Annotated in this window: 21 protein-coding genes and 3 other annotated features; of the genes, 18 read left to right on the forward strand and 3 right to left on the reverse strand. The window is 34.5% G+C overall.

Annotated features, from left to right (window positions below):
• The first annotated feature begins 95 nt into the window (after positions 1–95).
• From F9279_RS13910 to F9279_RS13940, 7 genes are all read left to right on the forward strand, one after another.
• Entirely contained in the window at positions 96–950 is an 855-nt protein-coding gene (locus F9279_RS13910; protein ID WP_152114021.1) for a putative sporulation protein YtxC, read from the forward strand.
• A gap of 69 nt (positions 951–1,019) precedes the next feature.
• Positions 1,020–1,259 (forward strand) — a binding site (T-box leader).
• A gap of 86 nt (positions 1,260–1,345) precedes the next feature.
• On the forward strand, positions 1,346–3,283 hold the full coding sequence (thrS, locus tag F9279_RS13915) for a threonine--tRNA ligase (protein WP_152114023.1): 1,938 nt from the start codon (positions 1,346–1,348) through the stop codon (positions 3,281–3,283).
• Positions 3,284–3,593: 310 nt separating this feature from the next.
• Positions 3,594–3,729: a sequence feature (ribosomal protein L20 leader region), on the forward strand.
• A 150-nt stretch (positions 3,730–3,879) separates the two neighbouring features.
• Positions 3,880–4,383 carry a translation initiation factor IF-3 gene (infC, locus tag F9279_RS13920; protein ID WP_152114025.1) on the forward strand — a complete coding sequence of 168 codons (504 nt, stop codon included), beginning with the start codon at positions 3,880–3,882 and terminating at the stop codon, positions 4,381–4,383.
• A gap of 16 nt (positions 4,384–4,399) precedes the next feature.
• Positions 4,400–4,600 (forward strand): 50S ribosomal protein L35, encoded by a 201-nt coding sequence (rpmI, locus tag F9279_RS13925; protein WP_152114027.1) that lies wholly within the window; start codon positions 4,400–4,402, stop codon positions 4,598–4,600.
• Between the two features lie 27 nt (positions 4,601–4,627).
• Positions 4,628–4,984, forward strand: a complete 357-nt coding sequence (gene rplT / locus F9279_RS13930; protein WP_152114029.1) for a 50S ribosomal protein L20 — start codon at positions 4,628–4,630, stop codon at positions 4,982–4,984.
• Between the two features lie 106 nt (positions 4,985–5,090).
• Entirely contained in the window at positions 5,091–5,351 is a 261-nt protein-coding gene (locus F9279_RS13935; protein WP_152114158.1) for a DUF1294 domain-containing protein, read from the forward strand.
• A gap of 67 nt (positions 5,352–5,418) precedes the next feature.
• Positions 5,419–5,994, forward strand: a complete 576-nt coding sequence (locus tag F9279_RS13940) for a TVP38/TMEM64 family protein (RefSeq protein ID WP_152114032.1) — start codon at positions 5,419–5,421, stop codon at positions 5,992–5,994.
• A 58-nt stretch (positions 5,995–6,052) separates the two neighbouring features.
• On the opposite strand, the gene F9279_RS13945 is transcribed toward F9279_RS13940, so the two are convergent.
• Positions 6,053–6,403: a sigma-w pathway protein ysdB gene (locus F9279_RS13945; protein WP_152114034.1), complete on the reverse strand. Its 351-nt coding sequence runs from the start codon at positions 6,401–6,403 to the stop codon at positions 6,053–6,055.
• A gap of 231 nt (positions 6,404–6,634) precedes the next feature.
• Here F9279_RS13945 and F9279_RS13950 point away from each other — a divergent pair, with 231 nt between their 5' ends.
• Positions 6,635–7,720 carry a M42 family metallopeptidase gene (locus F9279_RS13950; RefSeq protein ID WP_152114036.1) on the forward strand — a complete coding sequence of 362 codons (1,086 nt, stop codon included), beginning with the start codon at positions 6,635–6,637 and terminating at the stop codon, positions 7,718–7,720.
• A 42-nt stretch (positions 7,721–7,762) separates the two neighbouring features.
• Here F9279_RS13950 and F9279_RS13955 read toward each other — a convergent pair whose 3' ends face one another.
• The gene (locus F9279_RS13955) at positions 7,763–8,887 is read right to left on the reverse strand and encodes an AI-2E family transporter (protein WP_152114038.1); all 1,125 of its coding nucleotides are present in this window, start codon (positions 8,885–8,887) and stop codon (positions 7,763–7,765) included.
• A 451-nt stretch (positions 8,888–9,338) separates the two neighbouring features.
• Positions 9,339–9,545, reverse strand: a complete 207-nt coding sequence (gene sspI, locus F9279_RS13960; RefSeq protein ID WP_152114040.1) for a small acid-soluble spore protein SspI — start codon at positions 9,543–9,545, stop codon at positions 9,339–9,341.
• 350 nt (positions 9,546–9,895) lie between these two features.
• Between sspI and F9279_RS13965 the strand changes: the two genes are divergently transcribed.
• From F9279_RS13965 to F9279_RS14010, 10 genes are all read left to right on the forward strand, one after another.
• Complete coding sequence (locus F9279_RS13965) at positions 9,896–10,645, forward strand: TrmH family RNA methyltransferase (protein WP_152114042.1); 750 nt, start codon at positions 9,896–9,898, stop codon at positions 10,643–10,645.
• Between the two features lie 143 nt (positions 10,646–10,788).
• Positions 10,789–11,039: a binding site (T-box leader), on the forward strand.
• Between the two features lie 61 nt (positions 11,040–11,100).
• A complete protein-coding gene (gene pheS / locus F9279_RS13970; protein WP_152114044.1) occupies positions 11,101–12,141 on the forward strand; it encodes a phenylalanine--tRNA ligase subunit alpha in 1,041 nt (346 codons plus the stop codon).
• Positions 12,142–12,157: 16 nt separating this feature from the next.
• On the forward strand, positions 12,158–14,572 hold the full coding sequence (pheT, locus tag F9279_RS13975; RefSeq protein ID WP_152114046.1) for a phenylalanine--tRNA ligase subunit beta: 2,415 nt from the start codon (positions 12,158–12,160) through the stop codon (positions 14,570–14,572).
• Positions 14,573–14,739: 167 nt separating this feature from the next.
• Positions 14,740–15,000: a cell division protein ZapA gene (zapA, locus tag F9279_RS13980; RefSeq protein WP_152114048.1), complete on the forward strand. Its 261-nt coding sequence runs from the start codon at positions 14,740–14,742 to the stop codon at positions 14,998–15,000.
• An 8-nt stretch (positions 15,001–15,008) separates the two neighbouring features.
• Positions 15,009–15,548, forward strand: coding sequence for a CvpA family protein (locus tag F9279_RS13985; RefSeq protein WP_152114050.1), 540 nt, complete (start codon positions 15,009–15,011; stop codon positions 15,546–15,548).
• A 154-nt stretch (positions 15,549–15,702) separates the two neighbouring features.
• A complete protein-coding gene (gene polX, locus F9279_RS13990; RefSeq protein WP_152114052.1) occupies positions 15,703–17,427 on the forward strand; it encodes a DNA polymerase/3'-5' exonuclease PolX in 1,725 nt (574 codons plus the stop codon).
• 35 nt (positions 17,428–17,462) lie between these two features.
• Positions 17,463–19,817, forward strand: coding sequence for an endonuclease MutS2 (locus F9279_RS13995; RefSeq protein ID WP_152114054.1), 2,355 nt, complete (start codon positions 17,463–17,465; stop codon positions 19,815–19,817).
• Between the two features lie 34 nt (positions 19,818–19,851).
• Positions 19,852–20,259, forward strand: coding sequence for a DUF350 domain-containing protein (locus F9279_RS14000; RefSeq protein WP_152114056.1), 408 nt, complete (start codon positions 19,852–19,854; stop codon positions 20,257–20,259).
• A gap of 171 nt (positions 20,260–20,430) precedes the next feature.
• Entirely contained in the window at positions 20,431–22,125 is a 1,695-nt protein-coding gene (locus tag F9279_RS14005) for a long-chain-fatty-acid--CoA ligase (RefSeq protein WP_152114058.1), read from the forward strand.
• 19 nt (positions 22,126–22,144) lie between these two features.
• On the forward strand, positions 22,145–22,888 hold the full coding sequence (locus tag F9279_RS14010) for an electron transfer flavoprotein subunit beta/FixA family protein (RefSeq protein WP_152114060.1): 744 nt from the start codon (positions 22,145–22,147) through the stop codon (positions 22,886–22,888).
• Positions 22,889–22,890: the final 2 nt, after the last annotated feature.

Raw genomic sequence — 22,890 nt, forward strand, 5'->3', positions numbered from 1 at the left:
TCGCTTCTTTTTTGTTTTTTTATTTTCACTTCTATTTTCAAGTATTCCTCCATATACATTTAAGCAAGGACTTCTTTAGATAAGGGGGGATTTTGTTGATAGAAATAGAATTTCAAAATGAAAAAGATGCACGAAACTTAATGAAAATAATGAAACGACATTTTAAATATATAGATCAACACATGATAATCGAAAGAAAAAAGGATGAGGGTATATTTCTTTCCTTAAAATCGGAAATAGAATTGTCTATGGTTAAGAAAAGTCTATCAGATTTTATTCTTCAGATTAAAGCAGATGATTGGGCGAGTGATACTTTACAAATGCAGTATTATTTTATGGATGAGCTAGAACAGCGCTGTATATTAGAAGTTATGCATAGCTTAATTGACGGGGAGAGAGAGGGGTTTATTCCTTTTACGAAAGAGATAAAAATAAAAGAGAGCCTAGAAAATAGTATGGATAATTTTTTGAAAGAAACATCCATGTGTTTTTCCTTTGATTCCTTTGTAAGATTCCGCCTAAAAGAGTTTCTAGAGAAGTTGGATCAATACATAGCATTATCGATAGATGAGTATAAAATGGAGCAAGATTACCAAGTATTTATTGATGCTTTAAGACATACTTTAATAGATAAAAATGCTAAGATTCAATGTATACATGTATTTATTGATTTAGAAATACAATTTTTTGATGCCGATTACCGTGAAATTACACAGCAAGAGTTAATGATGTTATACGAAAAGAGGAATTTTTCAAATAAGCCATTCTATATTGATCCATACTCCTTAGGCCCGCTTCTTGCACTAGCCCCTAAAATCATTTATATATATACAGAAGATAGAGAGCAAGCGATCGTTCGTACTATTACTAATATTTTTGAAGAGCGAGTACAATTAATGGATAAAGACGATTTTTTTCATCGGGTTATGACTCAATGGGAAACGAAATAACATTCTTTTAGAAGGCTTGATTTTATGTTTAGAGTAGCATATAATAACGTACATAAATGAACTATAATTTTACATGTAATGATAAGGATAATAGTTTTCTTGTACGGTTCAAAGAGAGGGAAGAAATGCTGAGAACTTCCTAACACGATAAGATAACTTACCACCTTTAAACTTCAATCAGGAACAGGGAACTTAGTAATGATTGACGGGATACAGCCGTTATTTGTATCTTCTAAAGCCATGCTTTTTTTGAAAAGTATGGGAATTAGGGTGGAACCACGTGTTTATAGATGAAAACTCGTCCCTTGTATTGGGACGAGTTTTTTTTGCGTGCTTAAATACGTTGAAAGTATTACATGTTAAGAATAGATGGATAATTTAAAGGAGGAAAATTCATGTCAGAGATTTTAAAAGTTACTTTCCCAGATGGAGCTATTAAGGAGTTTCCAAAAGGTACAACAACGGAAGATATTGCTTTTTCTATAAGTCCTGGACTAAAGAAGAAGGCTCTTGCTGGAAAAATTAATGGAGCATTATATGATTTAAGAAGACCTATTAATGAGGATGCTACATTTGAAATTATCACTCCAGACAGCCAAGATGCACTAGAAATACTTCGTCATAGTTCTGCCCATTTAATGGCACAAGCGATTAAGAGAATCTATGGTACAGTGAAACTTGGAGTAGGACCAGTTATCGAAAATGGATTCTATTATGATATCGATTTGGAGCAATCTGTAACACCAGAAGACTTACCTGCTATTGAAAAAGAAATGAAAAAAATCATTAATGAAAACTTAGAAATTATTCGTAAAGAGGTTAGTCGTGAAGAAGCGATGGAGCTTTTTAAAGAAATGGACGATGAGTATAAATTAGAATTAATTGAAGCAATTCCTGAAAATGAGACAGTTACTCTCTATCAACAAGGAGAATTTATTGATCTTTGTCGCGGGGTACATGTTCCTTCGACTGGGAAATTAAAAGAGTTTAAGCTTTTAAACATTGCTGGCGCATACTGGAGAGGTAACAGTGATAACAAAATGCTTCAACGTATTTATGGAACTGCATTCTTTAAGAAAAGTGATTTAGATGATCACTTACGCTTTTTAGAAGAAGCTAAGGAAAGAGATCACCGTAAAATAGGGAAAGAATTAGATTTATTTATGACTTCTCAAAAAGTAGGACAAGGCTTACCATTATGGCTTCCAAAAGGTGCTACAATTAGAAGGATTGTAGAACGTTATATTGTTGATAAAGAAGAGAGACTAGGCTATAACCATGTTTACACACCAATCATGGGAAGTGTAGATCTTTATAAGACTTCAGGACACTGGGATCATTACCAAGAAGATATGTTCCCAGTAATGGAAATGGATAATGAAGAATTAGTTCTTCGTCCTATGAACTGTCCTCACCACATGGTAGTGTATAAAAATGATATTCATAGTTATCGTGAATTACCAATTCGTATCGCAGAACTTGGAACAATGCATCGCTATGAAATGTCTGGTGCGTTATCTGGATTACAGCGTGTACGCGGAATGACTTTAAATGATGCTCATATTTTTGTTCGTCCAGACCAAATTAAAGATGAGTTTAAGCGAGTAGTTAACTTAGTACTAGAAGTGTACAAAGATTTTAATATTACAGACTACTCTTTCCGTTTATCTTATCGTGATCCACAAGATACAGAGAAATACTTTGATGATGATGCAATGTGGAATAAAGCACAAAGCATGTTAAAGGATGCAATGGATGATCTTGGACTAGATTATTTTGAGGCAGAGGGAGAAGCAGCATTCTACGGCCCTAAGCTTGATGTCCAAGTTAAAACAGCTCTTGGAAAAGAAGAAACACTATCAACAGTTCAATTGGATTTCTTACTACCTGAACGCTTTGATTTAACATACGTAGGCGAAGATGGAAAACAACACCGACCAGTTGTTATCCACAGAGGGGTTGTATCAACTATGGAGCGTTTTGTAGCCTTCTTAATTGAAGAATACAAAGGTGCATTCCCTACATGGTTATCACCAGTACAAGTACAAGTAATTCCAGTTTCACCATCTGTTCATTTTGACTATGCAAAAGAAGTACAGGAAAACTTACAGAAACATGGTTTCCGTGTTGAATTAGATGAGCGTGACGAAAAAATTGGCTACAAGATCCGTGAAGCACAAATGAAAAAAATTCCTTACATGCTAGTTGTTGGAGATAATGAAGTAGAAGACAAAGCCGTAAACGTTCGTAAATACGGAGAACAGAAATCAGAAACAGTTTCTTATGTGGAATTTTTAGAAAGTTTAACACAAGAAGTAAAAAAATCAATTTAAGTGAATGATATGAATAGGGAAAGTTAGCTTTTTTCCTAACAGTATTGGTGCTGTACTGTGATTTTAGTACCATGCTTTTGGAAAGTGAAACTAGTCAGTGGAAATAGTTCTGCGTTTAAAAGAAAGCTATTTAATTCATTCAATAAATGCTTATTTTAAGCCTTATTTCCCACCTTTCCAGAAAATATGCATAAAAAGTATTGCATTGCATGCATTATTTTGATAAAATTTTTCTCGTTGTGATATTTCTTTCGTTGACTTATACATTTCAGTTGTGATATAGTTACTAAGGTAAATTGAATACGAGTTTGAGGAAAAGAAGAAGCACCCGCTTCTCACCTGATTGACACAGATTCCAAGTAGTTAACAGGTATTACGTGAACATTTTAGGTCTTACTATGTTATCGTAAGTGTGGGTGATTATTCATCCACACTTTTTTATTTGGATGATAAATAATATTCAATACCTACGATGTCAACTTGGGAGTCAAGTGTCAATTAGTAACTAAACTAGAGATACACTAGGATAGCAAATTCTTGACCCGAACGTTGTATTCGTCTATTATCCTTGGAGGTGTTTAACTATTAGCAAAGATATGATTTTAAATGAAGGTATTCGTGCTAGAGAACTTCGTCTTATTGACCAAAATGGAGAACAGCTTGGGATTAAAACGAAATTTGAAGCTCTTGAAATTGCAACACGTGTAAATCTTGATGTCGTTCTAGTTGCGCCAAATGCGAAACCGCCAGTAGCTCGTATCATGGACTATGGTAAATACAAATTTGAACAACAAAAGAAAGACAAAGAAGCACGTAAAAACCAAAAAATCATTAATATTAAAGAAGTTCGCCTAAGTCCAACTATAGATGAGCATGACTTTAATACAAAGCTTCGTAATGCAATTAAATTCCTAGAAAAAGGCGACAAAGTAAAAGCATCCATCCGATTTAAAGGACGTGCTATTACACATAAGGAAATTGGTCAACGAGTACTTGTGCGATTTGCAGAAGCTTGTACAGAAGTTGCCACTGTGGAATCACACCCGAAAATGGACGGTCGAAGCATGTTCATGACTTTAGCGCCTAAAAACGACAAGTAACGAGGAGGAATACAAAATGCCAAAAATGAAAACTCACCGCGGAGCTGCTAAGCGTTTCAAAAAGACTGGCTCTGGTAAATTAAAACGTTCACACGCTTATACTAGTCACTTATTTGCAAACAAATCTACGAAACAAAAACGTAAACTTCGCAAAGGTGCTTTAGTATCTTCTGGAGATTACAAACGCATTCGTCATTTATTAGATAACATTAAGTAATTTTTTTCAATATAGGAGGGAAACAATATGCCACGTGTTAAAGGCGGTACAGTTACACGCAAACGTCGTAAAAAAGTTCTTAAATTAGCAAAAGGTTATTACGGTTCTAAACATACATTATACAAAGTTGCAAACCAACAAGTTATGAAATCTCTAATGTATGCATACAGAGATCGTCGTCAGAAAAAACGTGATTTCCGTAAATTATGGATTACTCGTATCAATGCAGCTGCACGTATCAACGGTCTTTCTTACAGCCGTTTAATGCACGGATTAAAAGTTGCTGGTATCGAAGTAAACCGCAAAATGCTTGCTGAACTTGCTGTAAGTGATGCAAAAGCATTTGCTGAATTAGCAACTGTAGCAAAACAAAACTTAAAATAAGTTTTTTAAAAAAGAAGGTATTTATACCTTCTTTTTTGTATTTATAAGGATATGTTTTGTAAGGCATATCGATACAGGATGATCTTAGAAGGTGGTGTAAGTTGTGATTTTGTTCTTATTATATTTTATCTGCATTAATATTTATGGATATATATTAATGGGAAGTGATAAAAATCGAGCTATAAAACATCTTTATCGCATTAGTGAGAAAAAACTATGGATGATTGCCATTCTTTTTGGCGCAATAGGAATGTATGCTGGGATGTTATCCTTCCGTCATAAAACGAAACATACTTCTTTTAAATATGGACTGCCTATCCTTTCTATACTAGAAATAGGGATTGTACTTAATTTTTTATTTGTTTAGTCATAAAGTCATCGAACTGCTTATACAATGAAGTAACAGCATGATTCTTTATTCAGAAGGTGATTAGATGGAAGAACAATTAGCGGTTCTATTTGTAATGCTTGAAGTGGGTGGAATTTTAGCACCAATTATATTTATTTTGTTTCATACACTCAGACAATTTTTGTTTATCCCTCCTATCCTTGTGTGTATTGCAGGTGGTGTGTTATTTGGAGTTACATGGGGCACCGTTTACTCCATAATTGGTTTAACCATTAACTGTCTATTTTTTTATGGTGTTATCCATCGCTTGCCTAAGACACATCTTAGGCTATCTAATCTAAAAAAACGTTGGTTTGGAGAATATCGAAACTTGACATTAGGGCAAATAACTATTTTAAGGTTAATTCCTATTTTTCATTATCATTTATTGAACTTTTGTATCTTAGAAAAAAAGAAGAGCTTGAAGAGCTATATGAAGGGTGCGTTTTTAAGTAATATACCTTTAGCCTTCTTCTATACCATTTTTGGCCAGTTTATCAGTCAATTCACTTTTACGATGATTATTATCATCTTATTCGCTTTAGGAATTCTTGTTTACCTTCTAAGAGAGAAAATGACCATTATTAAATGGAATGAGTTTTTTAAAGAAGCAAGAGGATAGAAAAGAAAAGGAGATACCTTTTTACTTGAGTAAAAGGTATCTCCTTTACTAATCTCTATTATTCTTTATGCTTTTTAAATTCTATCTTTGCATAGGGATAAGTATTTTGTATAGTCTGGTGGATGAATGTAACATCATCATTTGATAATTTCGTATTATAGGGATCTGTCATCCATACTAGAATATGGTCGACAGTGGTACCAGTAGCATATTTCTCTCCTTCAAATAAATGACCTTTATAGGTTAATAAGAAATTCATTCTTACATTCTCTTTTTTATCTAATAAATAAAAATTTCCTCGTCTTTGTGCCATAGCTAGCCTTCTTTCAGGGCTCAGGGTAAATGAAATGAAGCGAAAAAGGAAGAAAATCAGCGCAGCACAAAGTAAAATAATAACCAGCCATACCATAATAAAGCCTCCAGTAATCTATTTTTTCAGGATTAGCTAATGATATACGTAGAAATCAGCAAAAAGTTTCAAATTAAAAATATTTTTTATAAAAATTTTAGAATAAAAGGAATTACAGCATATTTGTATAATAAAAAAATTCTGTTGTAACATAAATATAGCTAAAAGTTTGTGCTAGTTTCATTTTCTAGTATAATAAATATTGAACATTATATTAAGGGAGTCGAAATAATGGGAAAATTAGATCAAACATTAACGATGCTAAAAGAGTTAACAGATGCAAAAGGAATTCCTGGAAATGAAAGAGAACCAAGAGAAGTAATGAAGAAATACATATCTGAATATGCAGATGACGTAACTACAGATAACTTAGGAAGCTTAATTGCTAAAAAAGTTGGGAACGAAAATGGTCCTAAAATTATGGTTGCTGGCCATCTAGATGAAGTTGGCTTTATGATTACTAGAATTGATGATAAAGGATTTCTTTATTTCCAAACAGTGGGTGGCTGGTGGTCACAGGTAATGTTGGCTCAACGTGTGACTATTGTAACAAGTAAAGGCGACATTACTGGTATTACTGGTTCTAAACCTCCACATGTTCTTTCAGTAGAAGCTAGAAAAAAACCAATTGATTTAAAAGATATCTTTATTGATATTGGTGCATCCTCTAAGGAAGAGGCAATGGAATGGGGAGTAAAACCAGGAGATATGGTTGTGCCATATTTTGAATTTACAGTAATGAATAATGAAAAAATGTTACTTGCAAAAGCTTGGGATAATCGAATCGGTTGTGCTATTGCAATTGATGTCTTGAAAAATCTAAAAGATACAGAACATCCAAATGTTGTTTATGGTGTTGGAACTGTACAGGAAGAAGTTGGATTGCGTGGTGCAAAAACATCTGCACACTTAATTCAACCAGATATTGCGTTTGGAGTAGATGTTGGAATAGCGGGTGATACACCTGGAGTAACAGAGAAAGAAGCATTAAGTAAGATGGGGAAAGGACCACAAATCATTTTATACGATGCTTCCATGGTCTCTCATAAAGGTTTAAGAGATTTAGTGACAGATACAGCAGATGAATTAAGCATTCCTTATCAATTTGACAGTGTACCAGGCGGAGGTACGGATTCTGGTTCTATTCATTTAACACATAACGGAGTACCAGCTTTATCGATTACCATTGCAACACGTTATATTCATTCACATGCAGCAATGCTTCATCGTGATGATTATGAAAATGCAGTAAAGCTTATTGTAGAAGTGATTAAAAAATTAGATGCAGAAACTGTTAACGAACTGACATTTGCATAAATATAAAAAAGGAGAAGAACGATTCCGATCGTTCTTCTCCTTTTAAATTAGTGGATCTTTAAATGGTGGATCTTGAGCATTCAATATAGCTGCTTTTCTTGCTTTTAGAAGGCGAATAATATTAACAACGATCGTCTTAGCAGCAGCATAAGTTGGAACAGCTAAAATCATTCCTAGAATACCTGCTAGGTTACCAGCTACTAATAATAAAATAATAATCGTTGCAGGATGTGTATCTAATCGTTTGCCTAGAATTAAAGGGGATAAGACATTTCCTTCAATTTGTTGAGCTATTGTAATAACTATGATGACTAATAATGCTTGTGTAGGAGAAGTGAATAAAGCGATAATAACGGCTGGCGCTCCTCCAATAAGTGGTCCTACATATGGGATAATATTTGTAACGGCTACTATTAGTGCCATAACAAGCGCATAGTCAAGCCCGATAATAAGATAACCAATTAAAGCTAACGTTCCTACAAATAAAGCAACAATAACCTGTCCTTGAATGTATGCAGCTAATGTTGTACTTGTATCTTTAATAATTTTTAAGCCTTCTTTTCGATAAGAGGCTGGGAAAAATTTAGACAGTGCCTCAGGGAATCTTTCCCCATCTTTAAAGCAGTAAAATAATAAAAATGGAACAGTAACGATAGTGACTGTAATATTTGTCATGGTGCTTATAATGGCACCAATTCCATTGGATAAGTTACTAGGGATAGTTTGTGCATATGCCTTCAAATTCTCTGTAATATCTTTTATAGATATGTATTCTTGATTCATGACCCATTTATATTGTTCTGTATCATTTAGATAGTTGAAATACTTAACGGCCTGATCTGCATATTTAGGTATATTGCTAAATAATTCTGTAATCTGTGCACTAATCATAGGTACAATACTACCTATAGCTAATATAACAAGACCAATGATTACTACATATACAATAATAATGGCTAGTGATTTAGGTAATTTTCCTTTTTGTAGAAACCGAACAATCGGATTAAGAAGGAAATATAGAAAGCCTGTGATAATAATTGGTACAAATAATGTGGAGAATAATACTGCAACTGGCTGAAATAAGAATGAGATCTTGGTGCAAATGTAAATAATGGCTACAATTAATAATATTTGCAATAGCCAGTAATGAAATTTTTTCTTTGTCAAAATTCCTTCACCTTTTTTCGTATATAGTAAGAGTAGTATAGCATATAACCTTTCCTTAGAAAAAATAAACATAAAGAATATTCTATATTTATCATGGTTATAGCATAATACGTGTAAGAAATATAAAAAGTTTCAAAAAAAAAATATAAAAGAAGGAGAATAATCTCCTTCTCAGCTTGTAGAAAAAGTATATTAGAAAGATCAAATAGAATTTTTATCCAGATGATTGTAGTGGAAGGGGGAAGACTCCTGTGGGATCTGCGAGACAGCTGAGACCCTGCAGGCCAAAGGCAGACCGCGGCTCAGCGCGAGCCCCACGGAAAGCGAACCCCTGTAACGGAAATCATCCCCCTATTCAGCAGCATGTTTAAATATACAACTTTATATTCTCCCATTACTCCATAGAGGTGTTTCTCGACAGCCTGAGAAGGAGAATAATCTCCTTCTTCTGTTATTTTAATCCATCTTCAAGTGTTTGGAGCATTTCTACCTTGTCATTTTCTGAGGAGTTTTTCCAGATTACTTCGAATAATACTCCTAAGCCTGGAAGCATTTTTTCCTCGCCATTTTGGATAGCATCTACGATTGTTTCTTTTAATTGATCTTGTGAGTTACCAGATACATTATGAATAATCGCATTACGTAAATTTAAATTCACGATAAGTGACTCCCTTCCATTAAGTAGTTGTAGTATTTTAGATTGCACAAAAATGAAGATGCAAGATGAAAACATAACATCTATTAGATAGCATTTACTTTTGTACATTTATTATGTCCATTATTTACGATATAATAGAAGAAAAGTAAATCTTCATGTAAGTTACAATGGAGTTCAGAGTGTTACCAACTAGCAAGAAATGAGAGAAGTTAGTCGGTTTTTAATAATACGAAAAGAAGAATAGGATACATAGTATAAAAAAATAGGAACCAACCAAATGGTCAGCTTCTAGGTTGGGTATACTGCCATGGACTACTTACTGTTTATGGAAATGAAGGAGAAATACTAAATTGAAACACATACTTTCGGCAAAAAACCCGCAAATTAAAGAATGGAAAAAGCTACTAACTAAAAAAGAAAGAGATAAGTCACAAACTTTTTTAGTAGAAGGATTTCATCTTGTAGAAGAAGCTTATAAATCAAATGCGATTATACATCTCATTGTTTCAGAGGAAATAGAGATGCCATCATGGGATTATGGAGATATTCCAGTAACATTAGTAACAAAAGAAATAATAGACATGCTATCTGAGACAGAAACTTCACAAGGGATTTTTGCTCATTGTAAGCAGTTGAATAATAATGAGATTTTAAAACAAGCAAAGACTTTTATGGCTGTAGATCAAGTTCAAGATCCAGGAAATATTGGGACAATCATTCGAACTGCTGATGCTGCAGGAATAGATTGTGTTATTATTGGGGATGGAACAGTAGATGTATATAATCCCAAAGTAGTTCGTTCAGCACAAGGAAGTCATTTTCATTTACCTATTGTAAAGGCAAATTTACTAGAAGCCATTCCTCAACTTAAGGAAAGAGAGATATCTGTATATGGTACTTCCCTGGAAAATGGGAAAAACTATAGAGAATTAGAAACAAGAAAAGATTCCTTCTGTCTAATTGTTGGTAATGAAGGAAATGGAGTAAGTAAAGAAGTCTTAAGTAAAACAGATGCAAATCTTTATATCCCGATTTTTGGTCAAAGTGAGTCTTTAAATGTAGCTGTAGCTGCAGGTATTTTAATGTATCACTTTAAATAATTCAGTTATTGAAAATGTCTTTATATGATATAGTGTTGCTGTTTACTTGTAAACAGTGAACTTATGCAACCAGCTATAATAAAAGCGGAAATGGCATTTGAAAACGAATGAAAAATATATTATAATAAGTACAAAATACATGAATAAAAACTATGATGGAGAAAAGTAATTGATGACTTTTCAATTTAGGGAGAAAATGCCATAGACTGAAAGCATTTTTATTAAAAAACATCAATGAAGTTCACCTCCTGAGTTGGCATCGGGACCATAATCTACTTACTAGAGAATGTAAAGATGTGCCGGTAATAATACCGTTATCCAAATGAAGTGAGCTTGTTTTTTATTTTTTACAAGTTAATTAGGGTGGTACCGCGTATATAACCTCGTCCCTTTTTTAGGGGGCGAGGTTTTTTGTTGCCGAATTTTTCATGAACCTGTAGAAGGAGGAAATAAATATGGAAGCAAAATTAAAAGAGCTTCAGGCAGAAGCGCTGAAAAGTATAGAAAATAGCCAAAATATGAAAGAACTAAATGACATCAGAGTAGCTTACCTAGGAAAAAAAGGTCCAATTACAGAAGTTTTAAAAGGGATGGGAAAACTTTCTGCGGAAGAAAGACCAAAAATGGGTGCTCTTGTCAATGTGGTTAGAGATGAAATCACAGCACATATTGAGAAAAAGCAAAAAGCATTAGAGGATGCACTAGTTCAAGAGAAAATCTCCTCAGAAACAATTGATATTTCTTTACCTGGACGTCCAGTTTCAGTTGGAAACCACCATCCACTAACGAGAGTGGTAGAAGAAATTGAAGACTTATTTCTTGGAATGGGTTATGCCATTGAAGAGGGTCCAGAAGTGGAAAATGATTATTACAACTTTGAAGCATTAAATTTACCGAAAGATCACCCAGCAAGAGATATGCAGGATTCTTTCTATATTACTGAAGAGCTGTTGCTTCGTACACAAACATCTCCAATGCAAGCAAGAACATTAGAGAAGCATAAAGGGCAAGGTCCAGTGAAAATCATCTGTCCAGGTAAAGTGTATCGCCGTGATAATGATGACGCAACCCACTCTCATCAATTTATGCAAATTGAAGGCTTAGTGGTAGATGAAAACATTCGTATGAGTGATTTAATTGGAACATTAGAAGTTTTTGCGAAGAAAATGTTCGGTGAAGATAGAGAAATCCGTCTACGTCCAAGTTTCTTCCCATTTACAGAGCCTTCTGTAGAAGTAGATATTTCTTGCTTTATCTGTAAAGGTGCAGGATGTAGTGTATGTAAAAAAACAGGCTGGATAGAGATTTTAGGAGCTGGAATGGTTCATCCTAATGTGTTAGAAATGTCTGGATTTGATTCTAAGAAATATTCAGGATTTGCTTTCGGAATGGGACCAGAGCGTATTGCTATGTTGAAATATGGAATTGATGATATTCGCCATTTCTATACAAATGATGTTCGTTTCTTAAAACAATTTTCAGTGCCGGAATATTAAGTTTGGAGGAGAAAAAATGTTAGTTTCCTATAATTGGTTAAAAGAGTATGTAGATATTAAAGATATTAACCCGAACGATTTAGCTGACAAAATTACAAAAAGCGGAATTGAAGTAGAGGGTGTAGAAGTATTAAACGAAGGCATTTCAAATGTTGTAATCGGATATATAGTGGAAAGAGAACAACATCCTAATGCTGACAAATTGAATAAGTGTCTTGTAGATGTAGGAGAAGGAGATCCTATTCAAATTATTTGTGGAGCAGCAAATGTGGATAAAGGTCAAAAGGTTGCTGTTGCGAAAGTTGGAGCAGTTCTTCCTGGAAACTTTAAAATTAAAAAAGCTAAACTTCGTGGAGAAGAATCAAATGGTATGATTTGTTCCCTTCAAGAACTTGGAATTGAAGGAAAGATTGTTGCTAAAGAGTACTCACAAGGAATCTTCGTATTCCCAAGTGATGTAGAAGTAGGAACAGATGCCCTAGAATACTTACAACGTGATGATGCTGTCCTAGAATTAGGGTTAACTCCTAACCGAGCAGATTGTTTAAGCATGCTAGGTGTTGCTTATGAAGTAGCAGCAATATTAGGAAAAGAAGTAACACTACCAGATACAACATATCCAACAAGTACTGAAAAAGCAGCTGATTTTGTGCAAGTTACAGTAGAAAATAATGCAGATGTACCACTTTATACAGCGAGAGTGATTAAGAATATTACCATTGCACCATCTCCATTATGGATGCAAGGAAAATTAATGGCTGCTGGAATCAGACCACATAACAACGTAGTGGATATAACAAACTATGTTTTAATTGAATATGGTCAACCATTGCATGCTTTTGATTATGACAAGTTAGGTTCAAAAGAAATACATGTGAGAAGAGCACAAAGTGGAGAGAAAATTGTCACTCTTGATGAAGCAGAAAGAACATTATCAGAAGATACTCTTCTTATTACAAATGGAACAGTAGGAGTAGCCGTTGCCGGTGTAATGGGTGCAGCTAATTCAGAGGTTCAATCAGATACTACAACTGTATTATTAGAATCTGCTTATTTTGATAGTAAAGTGATTCGCAAATCTTCAAAAGAAATTGGCTTAAGAAGTGAAGCTAGTGCAAGATATGAAAAAGGTATTGATCCGAATCGTGTCCGCTTAGCTGCAGACAGAGCATGTCAATTACTACATTTATATGCTGGTGGAGAAGTGGTAGAAGGCGAAGTAGCAGTGGATACACTAACAGCAGAATCTAAAGTGGTTTCTATAACAATGGAGAAAATCAATCGCTCTTTAGGAACAGCTTTAACTGTAGAAGAAGCAGTAGCAATATTCCAAAGTTTGAAATTTGACACAATGGTAGATGGTACTAGCATTTCTGTTACGGTTCCAACAAGAAGAAATGATATTACGATTGAAGCAGATTTAATTGAAGAAGTAGCTAGATTATATGGATATGATAATCTTCCTAAAACATTACCAGTTGGATCATCTACACCTGGAGGCTTAACTTCTTATCAGAAAAAACGCCGTATGGCACGTAGGTTCTTAGAATCAGCAGGTATGTTCCAAGCTATTACTTATGCTTTAACAAATGAGTCTAAAGTTCAAGCTTTTGCTCTAGAGAAAAGACAACCAATTAAGCTTGCAATGCCAATGAGTGAAGAACGTGCATTATTACGACAAAGTATTGTTCCACAGCTACTAGAAGTGGTTAAGTACAATGCTGCTCGTCAAAATGAAAGCTTAGCTGTATATGAAACAGGTGTTGTCTTCTTAAGTAAGGAAGGAAATGAACTTCCAGAAGAAAGAGAGCATCTAGCTGGTGCACTTACAGGTACTTGGAGTAGCCATCCATGGCAAGGAGAAAAGAAAGTAGTTGATTTCTTTGTCGTGAAAGGAATTCTTGAAGGACTTTTTGAAAAATTAGGGGTGCTTGAAGAAGTAGATTTCACTAGGAGTGAAAAGGAAGGAATGCATCCTGGAAGAACAGCTGAAATCGTTCTGAATGGAGAAGTAATTGGATTCTTAGGTCAAGTGCATCCCCAAGTACAAAATGATCTAGATTTAAAAGAAACATATTGCTTTGAATTAAATTTAAGCAAATTATTTGCAGTAGAATTAGAAGATTTACATTATACTGCCATTCCAAGATTCCCATCTGTAACAAGAGATATTGCTCTTGTTGTAGCGAAGGAAACATTAGCAGGTGACATACAAAAAATCATAGCTGAAGCTGGTGGAGATTTATTAAAAGAGGTTTCTGTATTTGATTTATATGAAGGGGACAAAATGGAAGAAGGAAAGAAATCCATTGCCTTCTCTTTAAAATATTTTGATCCTGAACAAACATTAACAGATGAAATTATTACAAAAGCTCATGATAAAGTACTTGCAGCAGTAAAAGAAAAAACTGGGGCCGTATTAAGAGGATAAGTGAAGAGAAGCATCTTTAGAGTGAATCACTTTAAAGATGCTTTTTTCTAGTCTTAATGACATAGGTACTTTTAGTCCTTCCCACATAAAATAGTGTAATGACTTCCCTATCAAGATTAGTTCATGATATGATAGAGTCTAGGATTCTTTAGAATGGAGGCATAGGTGTGTCAGATACCCCCAAAAATCGTACAAATGTTGATATATTCGGAACACAATATGTAGTAATAGGGGAAGAGCCTTCTAGTCATGTTAGGTTGGTTGCCTCCATAGTGGATAAAAAAATGCGCGAGATTCAAGGAAAGAATCCCATTCTAGATTCCAATAAATTAGCTGTATTAACAGCTGTTAATATAGTAAATGACTATATAAAATTATTAGATAGAGTAGAGCTACTAGAGAATGAATTAAAAAGAGAAAAGGACTGAAATAGTTCATGTTGGATATTATCTTAGTAATTTTGCTGCTTTTTGGTCTCTTAAGAGGGTTAAAGAGGGGCTTTATTATGCAATTTATCTATTTAACTGGATTTATTGTTGCATTTATTGTAGCGAATAAATACTACATACCTCTTTCGACGAAATTAACACTATGGATTCCATATCCAAATACAGGGAGTAATGATTTTTTACAAACCTTATTCCAAGCCAGTAATATGGAAGATGTTTTTTACCGAGCAATCGCATTCATTATTATTTTTGTAGTGGTAAAAATAATCTGGCAGATTATAGGTAGTATGATTGATTTTGTGGCTAGTCTTCCCATTTTAAAGCAGTTAAATACTTGGGCAGGTGCTCTTTTAGGCTTTGTAGAAACCTATTTGCTATTATTTCTTCTTTTATTTATATCTGTATTAATTCCTGTAGATGGTATTCAAAGTTTCATAAGCGAGTCCTCTATAGCAGCATGGATGATAGAAAATACTCCATACTTTTCTGAAAAAGTAAAAAATCTTTGGGTGGAGTACAATGCTTAATTAATGGAAAACAAAACTCTTTTAGCCATTTAACTAGCTAAAAGAGTTTTTAGTATGTTCTGTATTCTTTTTGGAAATCTATCATCAGTATAGTATTTTATCTGTTCATGGTATGATAGAAATAGTCAATATCTTAATATTTGTAGGTGATTAGATGAGTATAACCAGTAAAGAAGTCATTCGACTATTAGAACAAATTGCGATATATATGGAACTGAAAGGTGATAATACCTTTAAAATTGCTGCTTTTAGAAAAGCGGCGAATAGTTTAGAAGCAAGCGAAAGAAAAGTGGAGGAGATAAATGATTTTACAGAACTACCAGGTATAGGGAAAGGAACAGCTGCTGTCATAGAAGAATACATAAATTCAGGCAGGTCTTCAGTCCTTAACGAATTAAAAGAAGAAGTTCCGAAAGGCTTAATACCACTTTTGCAGCTTCCAGGTTTAGGTGGTAAAAAGATTGCAAGACTGTATAAGGAACTTGGAGTTAAAGATGCCGAAGACTTAAAAGAAGCATGTAACTCTGGAGCTGTTCAGGCAATGAAGGGTTTTGGAAAGAAAACAGAAGAAAAAATTCTAGAAGCGTTACAAAAGGTTGGATCAAGGCCTGATCGTCTGCCTATTGCATATATGCTTCCAATAGCTGTTTCCATAGAGAAAGAATTAGCAGAGATGGAGGGAGTTACTCGTTATTCTAGAGCTGGTAGCTTACGAAGAGTAAGAGAGACGATTAAAGATCTAGATTTCATCATTGCGACAGATGAGCCATTAAAAGTCAAAGCTAAATTATTAGAATTACCAAATATTAAAGAAGTAATAGGTGCCGGGAATACAAAGGTAAGCATTACACTAGGATTGGACTATGATGTCTCTATTGATTTTCGCTTAGTAAAGCCCGCTGAATTTGTCACTACTTTACATCATTTTACTGGCTCTAAAGACCATAATGTTAGAATGAGACAACTTGCTAAAGAGCGTGGAGAAAAAATTAGTGAGTACGGAGTAGAAAATAATGAAACAGGTGAGATTAAAACATTTGAAACAGAAGAAGCTTTCTATGAATATTTTGGGTTACCTTATATTCCCCCGGAAATAAGAGAAGATGGAAAAGAAGTAGAGCGTTTTTCTGAAGAAAATGATTTGATCTCTGTTGATGCGATAAAAGGTGACTTGCATATGCATACTACTGCAAGTGATGGTGCTCATACACTAGAAGAGATGGTTGAGGCAAATAGAAAGATGGGCTATCAGTATATGGCTATAACAGATCATTCCCAATACTTAAAGGTAGCGAATGGTCTAACCCCTCAAAGACTAAGAGAACAGATAAATGAAATACGAAAACTAAATGAAAAATACGATGATATTACGATTTTAGCTGGTATTGAAATGGATATCCTACCAGATGGGACATTAGATTATGAGGATGAATTATTAAGTGAACTAGATATCGTTATTGCTTCTATTCACTCCTCTTTCACGCAATCAAAAGATAAAATTATGAATAGATTAAAAACAGCATTAGAGAATAAATATGTGGATATTATAGCACATCCTACTGGTAGGAAAATTGGAAAAAGAGACGGATATGAAGTGGATATGGAAAGTCTTATCCAATTAGCAAAAGAAACGAATACAGTATTGGAGCTAAATAGTAATCCTAATCGCTTAGATTTAAGTGCAACGTATATTCAACTAGCACAAGAAGCTGGAGTGAAAATTGTAATCAATACAGATGCCCATCATATAGATGAACTTCATAATATGAAGATAGGTGTGTCTACGGCGAAAAAAGGGTGGATAAGAAAATCGACTGTTTTAAATGCTATGACAAAAGAAGAATTACTGAACTATTTATATAATAAAAAACATAATTAACCCTATTATTTTTAGGTAGCAAAGGAGATAACTCCATGCAGGAAAGAGTATTAAAAACGTTAGAATTTGATAAAATCAAGGCTCAATTAAGTGAGCATGTCTATTCCTCTCTAGGAAGAGACAAAGCAGAGCAATTAGTACCATCAACAAACTATGAAGAAGTTGTTCAATGGCAGGCAGAAACAGATGAAGCTGCGAAAGTATATCGTATGAGAGGAAGTATTCCACTAGATGGAATTCATGATATCCGGGCACATGTAAGAAGGTCTTCGATTGGTGGAATGCTTAGTCCTTTAGAACTTGTTCATATAGCCAGTACTGTTCATGTGAGCAGACAAATGAAACGGTTTATGGAAGAGTTTCATGCAGAAGAAGCAGTGCCTATACTATATACATTAACGAGTAGCATAGTAGTTCTTAATGAAGTAGAAGAACAAATTAAAATGGCAATAGATGAACAAGGAGTAGTACTAGATAGTGCAAGTGACACACTTCGGACGTTAAGAAATCAGTTGCGCAGAAATGAGTCTCGTGTAAGAGAGAAATTAGAAAGTATGATTCGTTCTTCTAACGCGCAAAAAATGCTTTCAGATAGCATTATTACCATTCGTAATGATCGTTTTGTTATTCCAGTGAAACAGGAATATAGAGGAAACTATGGTGGTATTGTTCATGATCAAAGTGCTTCTGGCCAAACGTTATTCATTGAGCCACAAGTCGTAGTTACACTTAATAATGAATTACAAGCAATAAGAGTCAAAGAACAGCAGGAAATCGATCGCATTCTTTTACAGCTAACAGGTATTGTTGCACAATTTGAAGAAGAGCTATTACATATTGTATCCATATTAACAGAACTAGATTTTATGTTTGCAAAGGCTAAGTACGCTCACCGATTAAAAGCAACTAAACCGACCATTAATAATGAAGGAAGAATAGCTTTATTGAAGGCAAAGCATCCATTAATTCCTCAAGATGTAGTAGTAGCAAACGATGTTGCCCTTGGAGAAACCTATACTTCCATTGTTATAACTGGTCCGAATACAGGTGGTAAGACAGTAACGCTAAAAACAGTGGGACTGTGTACGTTAATGGCTCAAGCAGGACTTCAAATTCCCGCTCTAGATGGCTCTGAGATGGCCGTTTTTAAAGCTGTATATGCAGATATAGGGGATGAACAATCCATTGAGCAATCTTTAAGTACTTTCTCTTCGCATATGGTGAATATTGTTAAGATATTAGAAGAAGTCGATCAAAGTAGTCTTGTTTTATTCGATGAATTAGGAGCTGGAACAGATCCTCAAGAAGGTGCTGCTCTTGCGATTTCTATACTAGATGAAGTAAATAGTAGAGGAGCAAGAGTAATTGCAACAACGCATTATCCCGAACTAAAGGCATATGGCTATAATAGAAAAGAAGTCATTAATGCAAGTGTTGAATTTGATGTGGAAACCTTGAGTCCTACTTATCGCTTATTAATTGGAGTACCAGGTAGAAGTAATGCTTTTGAAATAAGCAAAAGGTTAGGGTTAAATAAATCAGTTATTGATGTGGCAAGGTCACATGTGAGTGCAGAGACTAATAAAATTGAAAATATGATATCTTCTTTAGAGGAAAGTCGTAGACAAGCAGAAAAAAATCAAGAAGAAGCAAATGATTACTTAAAGCAAGCTGAAATGCTTCACAAAGATTTACAGAAGCAAGTAATGGAATACTATGAAAAGAAAGACTCTCTGCAGGAAAAAGCAAAACTAGAAGCGAAACAGATCGTGGAAAATGCTAAGAAGGAAGCAGAAGAGGTTATTTCTGAGTTAAGAAAAATGCAACTTGAAAAGCATGCAGAAGTAAAAGAACATGAATTAATTGATGCTAGAAAAAGATTAGAAGATGCAACCCCTCAGATTGCTATCAAAAAAGATAAACTACCATCTAAAACGAACCATGCTTTCCAATCAGGTGATGAAGTAAAAGTTCTTACCTTTGACCAGAAAGGACAGTTGTTAGAGAGAGTTTCTGATAAGGAATGGCAAGTTCAAATCGGAATTATGAAAATGAAGGTAAAAGAGAAAGACCTAGAATTTATTAAAGCTCCAAAGGTGGTTGTAGAAACAAAGCCATTAGCGACGATTAAAGGTAAAGACTATCATGTTAGTCTTGAGCTTGATTTACGAGGAGAACGATTTGAAAATGCATTGGCACGAGTAGAAAAATATATTGATGATAGTCTGTTAGCTGGATATCCACGTGTTTCTATCATTCATGGTAAAGGAACGGGAGCATTACGAACAGGTGTGCAAGAGTATCTAAAAAATCATCGCTCTGTTAAAAAAATTCGTTTTGGGGATGCTGGTGAAGGCGGAAGTGGTGTGACAGTGGTTGAATTTAAATAGAGATTAGAATCAAAAAGGGGAGAGGGGAAGCCCGATGGATCAATTTTGGGAAAATGAGTACGTAAAAACAGCAGGAGATTATAGTGTTGTCATTTTAAGCATTGTTGTGTTTTTAGCTGTCTTTGAACTTGTTACAAGGTATAACAACTGGGAAGAAATTAAAAATGGGAATTTGGCTGTTGCAATGGCAACTGGAGGAAAGATTTTTGGAATTGCAAATATCTTTAGACATTCCATCATGCATAATGACTCCTTGATAACTATGATAGTTTGGGGAGTTTATGGATTTAGCTTGCTCCTAATTGGTTATTTTATCTTTGAATTTTTGACTCCAAAATTTAGAATTGATGAAGAAATTAAAAATGATAATCGGGCAGTAGGATTTTTATCCATGGTTATTTCAGTGGGACTTTCCTTTGTAGTAGGTGCTGGTATCTCTTAATAATGAAGTGTAAGTCTTTGAGATAGGTGCAAACCGTAAAATGATGCGGTTTGCACCTATTTTTTTGCCCATTTTAAACTCCTTTCTACAATTTAGGCGACTTAGAATAAGCCGAACCTTTCCTATCTCCATATAATAAGCTAGTACAAAAAATTTAAGGGAGGAATTGCAATGGAAACAGATAAGAGATGGCTAGAACTTTATCCAGATCATATCGCCAAGAATGTATATTATCAGGCGGATACCTTACCACAAATATTAAGAAATGCTGCAACAGAATACCCAAAACACAAAGCTATTCATTTTATGGGGAAAGAAATGACCTTTAAGAGCTTATATAATAAAACACTTGTCTTAGCCGCATATTTACAGAAATTAGGGATAAAAAAAGGAGATCGAGTAGCTATGATGCTACCGAACATTCCTCAAACAGTTATTAGCTTCTATGCTATTTTACAAACAGGAGCTATAGTTGTTCCAGTAAACCCACTCTATCAAGAAAAAGAGATTGAGTTTATGATGAAGGATTCTGATGCAAAAGCAATTATTACTTTAGATCTTCTTTATAATAGGGTAAAAAATGTACAAGCAGAAACCAATTTAGAGCATGTTATTGTGACGTCCATTAAAGACTTTCTTCCGTTTCCTAAAAATGTTGTATATCCATTTATCCAAGCAAAAGAACAAGGTAAATCACCTAGCATTACACCCTCCCATTCAACCCATCTATTCTCTTCCATATTAAAAAACAAAGATGCAAATCCATTAGCAGTACCTCTAAATTTTGAAGAAGATATTGCGATTCTTCAATATACAGGTGGTACAACCGGTTTTCCAAAAGGAGCCATTTTAACTCATCAAAACTTAATTTCGAATACTGCTATGTGCAGACAATGGCTTTATAAAATGGAAAAAGGTAAAGAGAAACTGCTTGCTATTATGCCTTTATTCCATGTTTATGGCTTAATGACAGTAATGGTTTTATCTGTAATGGAAATATATACGATGATTCTTCTTCCTAAGTTCGATGCTACCACTGCTCTTAAAACCATTGATAAACAAAAGCCTACTGTATTCCCTGGTGCTCCCACTATCTATATAGGCTTATTGAATCACCCTGATATCGAGAAATACGACCTCTCGTCTATTAAAGGAGCAATTAGTGGCTCTGCTCCGTTACCAATGGAACTGATTGAAAAATTTCAGCAAAAAACAGGTGGCAAAATAGTAGAAGGATATGGGCTAACCGAAACATCACCTGTAACACATGTGAATTTTCTTTGGGATTATGAGGTAGTGAAAGGCTCTATCGGTGTTCCATGGCCTGGAACAGATGCTGCTATTTTCTCATTAGAAACAGGTGAACCACTTTTGCCAGGAGAAATAGGGGAGCTTGGAATTAAAGGTCCACAAGTTATGAAAGGCTATTGGAAAAACGAAGCAGAAACAAACAAAGTATTGAAAGATGGTTGGCTGTTAACAGGAGATCTAGCTTATATGGATGAGAAAGGCTATTTCTATATTGTAGATCGTAAGAAAGACATTATAATTGCAAGTGGATTTAATATTTATCCTCGTGAAGTGGAAGAGGTGTTATATGAACATCCTGCTGTCTTAGAAGCTTCTGTAGTAGGTGTGAAGGACTCTTATCGAGGAGAAACAGTAAAAGCATTTATCGTATTACAAAAGGGTGCAGAGTTAACAGAAAAAGAATTAAATCAATATATGAGAAGTAAGATTGCTTCTTATAAAGTACCTAGATTGTATGAATTTAGGGAAGAATTGCCGAAAACAGCAATAGGTAAAGTATTAAGAAGACAATTAAAGGAAGAAACAGAAGCACAAATAAAGTCTGATAGTGAATAAGGTAAGGAGGAATAAATAAATGAATATGATTGTTTTACTTTCTAGAACAGTATCACCGGAAGAAGAATTGAAAGTAGAGAATGGTCAGATTTCCATGAACGAAAGTAGCTATATCATTAATCCTCCTGATTGTATAGCACTAGAAGAGGCTCTTCAGTTAAAAGAATTATATGGAGGAACTATTACAGTTTTAATGGTAGGTCCACATACAGGTGAAAAACAACTAAGAACCGCACTTGCAATGGGGGCTGATAAAGCTGTGTTAATGGATATAGGGGATGAAAAATCCAATTCCTCCTTAGTAGCAAAAATAATCGGAGCGTATATAAGCTCTCTGGACTATGATCTTATTCTCGCAGGAGATTTTTCAACAGATGGAGCAACAGGTCAAGTTGGTCCTAGAGTTGCTACAATATTAAATATTCCCTATTTAACAAATACAATAAAAATAGAACAAGAAAAGAATAAAGTTAGTATTACAAGACGCTCCGAATTTGATGTGGAAACATATGAGGGACAATTTCCACTATTAGTGACAATCCCACAAAGTCTCCATGTGCCAAGACTTGTATCCATTGCTGGTGTAATCAAAGCGAAGAAAAAAGAAATTGATTTCAACTTCGTTAATAGCGAGAAAAAGTCATTTGAATACGCTCAAAATTATTCTTATGCACCATTAGAAAGAACTAAACACATGATTCAAGGAGACAATTCTACCAAAGTAGCTCATTTAGCAAAGATTATAAAACAAGAGTTACCATAGGT

The organism is Bacillus sp. B1-b2, assembly GCF_009183415.1.
Taxonomy (GTDB): Bacteria; Bacillota; Bacilli; order Bacillales; family Cytobacillaceae; genus Niallia.

What these genes read in the sequence shown, in the direction of transcription:
- thrS (WP_152114023.1), top strand. Translation starts at nt 1,346, where the DNA reads ATGTCAGAGATTTTAAAAGTTACTTTCCCAGATGGAGCTATTAAGGAG.
- infC (WP_152114025.1), top strand. Translation starts at nt 3,880, where the DNA reads ATGATTTTAAATGAAGGTATTCGTGCTAGAGAACTTCGTCTTATTGAC.
- rpmI (WP_152114027.1), top strand. Translation starts at nt 4,400, where the DNA reads ATGCCAAAAATGAAAACTCACCGCGGAGCTGCTAAGCGTTTCAAAAAG.
- rplT (WP_152114029.1), top strand. Translation starts at nt 4,628, where the DNA reads ATGCCACGTGTTAAAGGCGGTACAGTTACACGCAAACGTCGTAAAAAA.
- F9279_RS13940 (WP_152114032.1), top strand. Translation starts at nt 5,419, where the DNA reads ATGGAAGAACAATTAGCGGTTCTATTTGTAATGCTTGAAGTGGGTGGA.
- F9279_RS13945 (WP_152114034.1), bottom strand. Translation starts at nt 6,403, where the DNA reads ATGGTATGGCTGGTTATTATTTTACTTTGTGCTGCGCTGATTTTCTTC.
- F9279_RS13950 (WP_152114036.1), top strand. Translation starts at nt 6,635, where the DNA reads ATGGGAAAATTAGATCAAACATTAACGATGCTAAAAGAGTTAACAGAT.
- pheS (WP_152114044.1), top strand. Translation starts at nt 11,101, where the DNA reads ATGGAAGCAAAATTAAAAGAGCTTCAGGCAGAAGCGCTGAAAAGTATA.
- pheT (WP_152114046.1), top strand. Translation starts at nt 12,158, where the DNA reads ATGTTAGTTTCCTATAATTGGTTAAAAGAGTATGTAGATATTAAAGAT.
- F9279_RS13985 (WP_152114050.1), top strand. Translation starts at nt 15,009, where the DNA reads ATGTTGGATATTATCTTAGTAATTTTGCTGCTTTTTGGTCTCTTAAGA.
- polX (WP_152114052.1), top strand. Translation starts at nt 15,703, where the DNA reads ATGAGTATAACCAGTAAAGAAGTCATTCGACTATTAGAACAAATTGCG.
- F9279_RS13995 (WP_152114054.1), top strand. Translation starts at nt 17,463, where the DNA reads ATGCAGGAAAGAGTATTAAAAACGTTAGAATTTGATAAAATCAAGGCT.
- F9279_RS14000 (WP_152114056.1), top strand. Translation starts at nt 19,852, where the DNA reads ATGGATCAATTTTGGGAAAATGAGTACGTAAAAACAGCAGGAGATTAT.
- F9279_RS14005 (WP_152114058.1), top strand. Translation starts at nt 20,431, where the DNA reads ATGGAAACAGATAAGAGATGGCTAGAACTTTATCCAGATCATATCGCC.
- F9279_RS14010 (WP_152114060.1), top strand. Translation starts at nt 22,145, where the DNA reads ATGAATATGATTGTTTTACTTTCTAGAACAGTATCACCGGAAGAAGAA.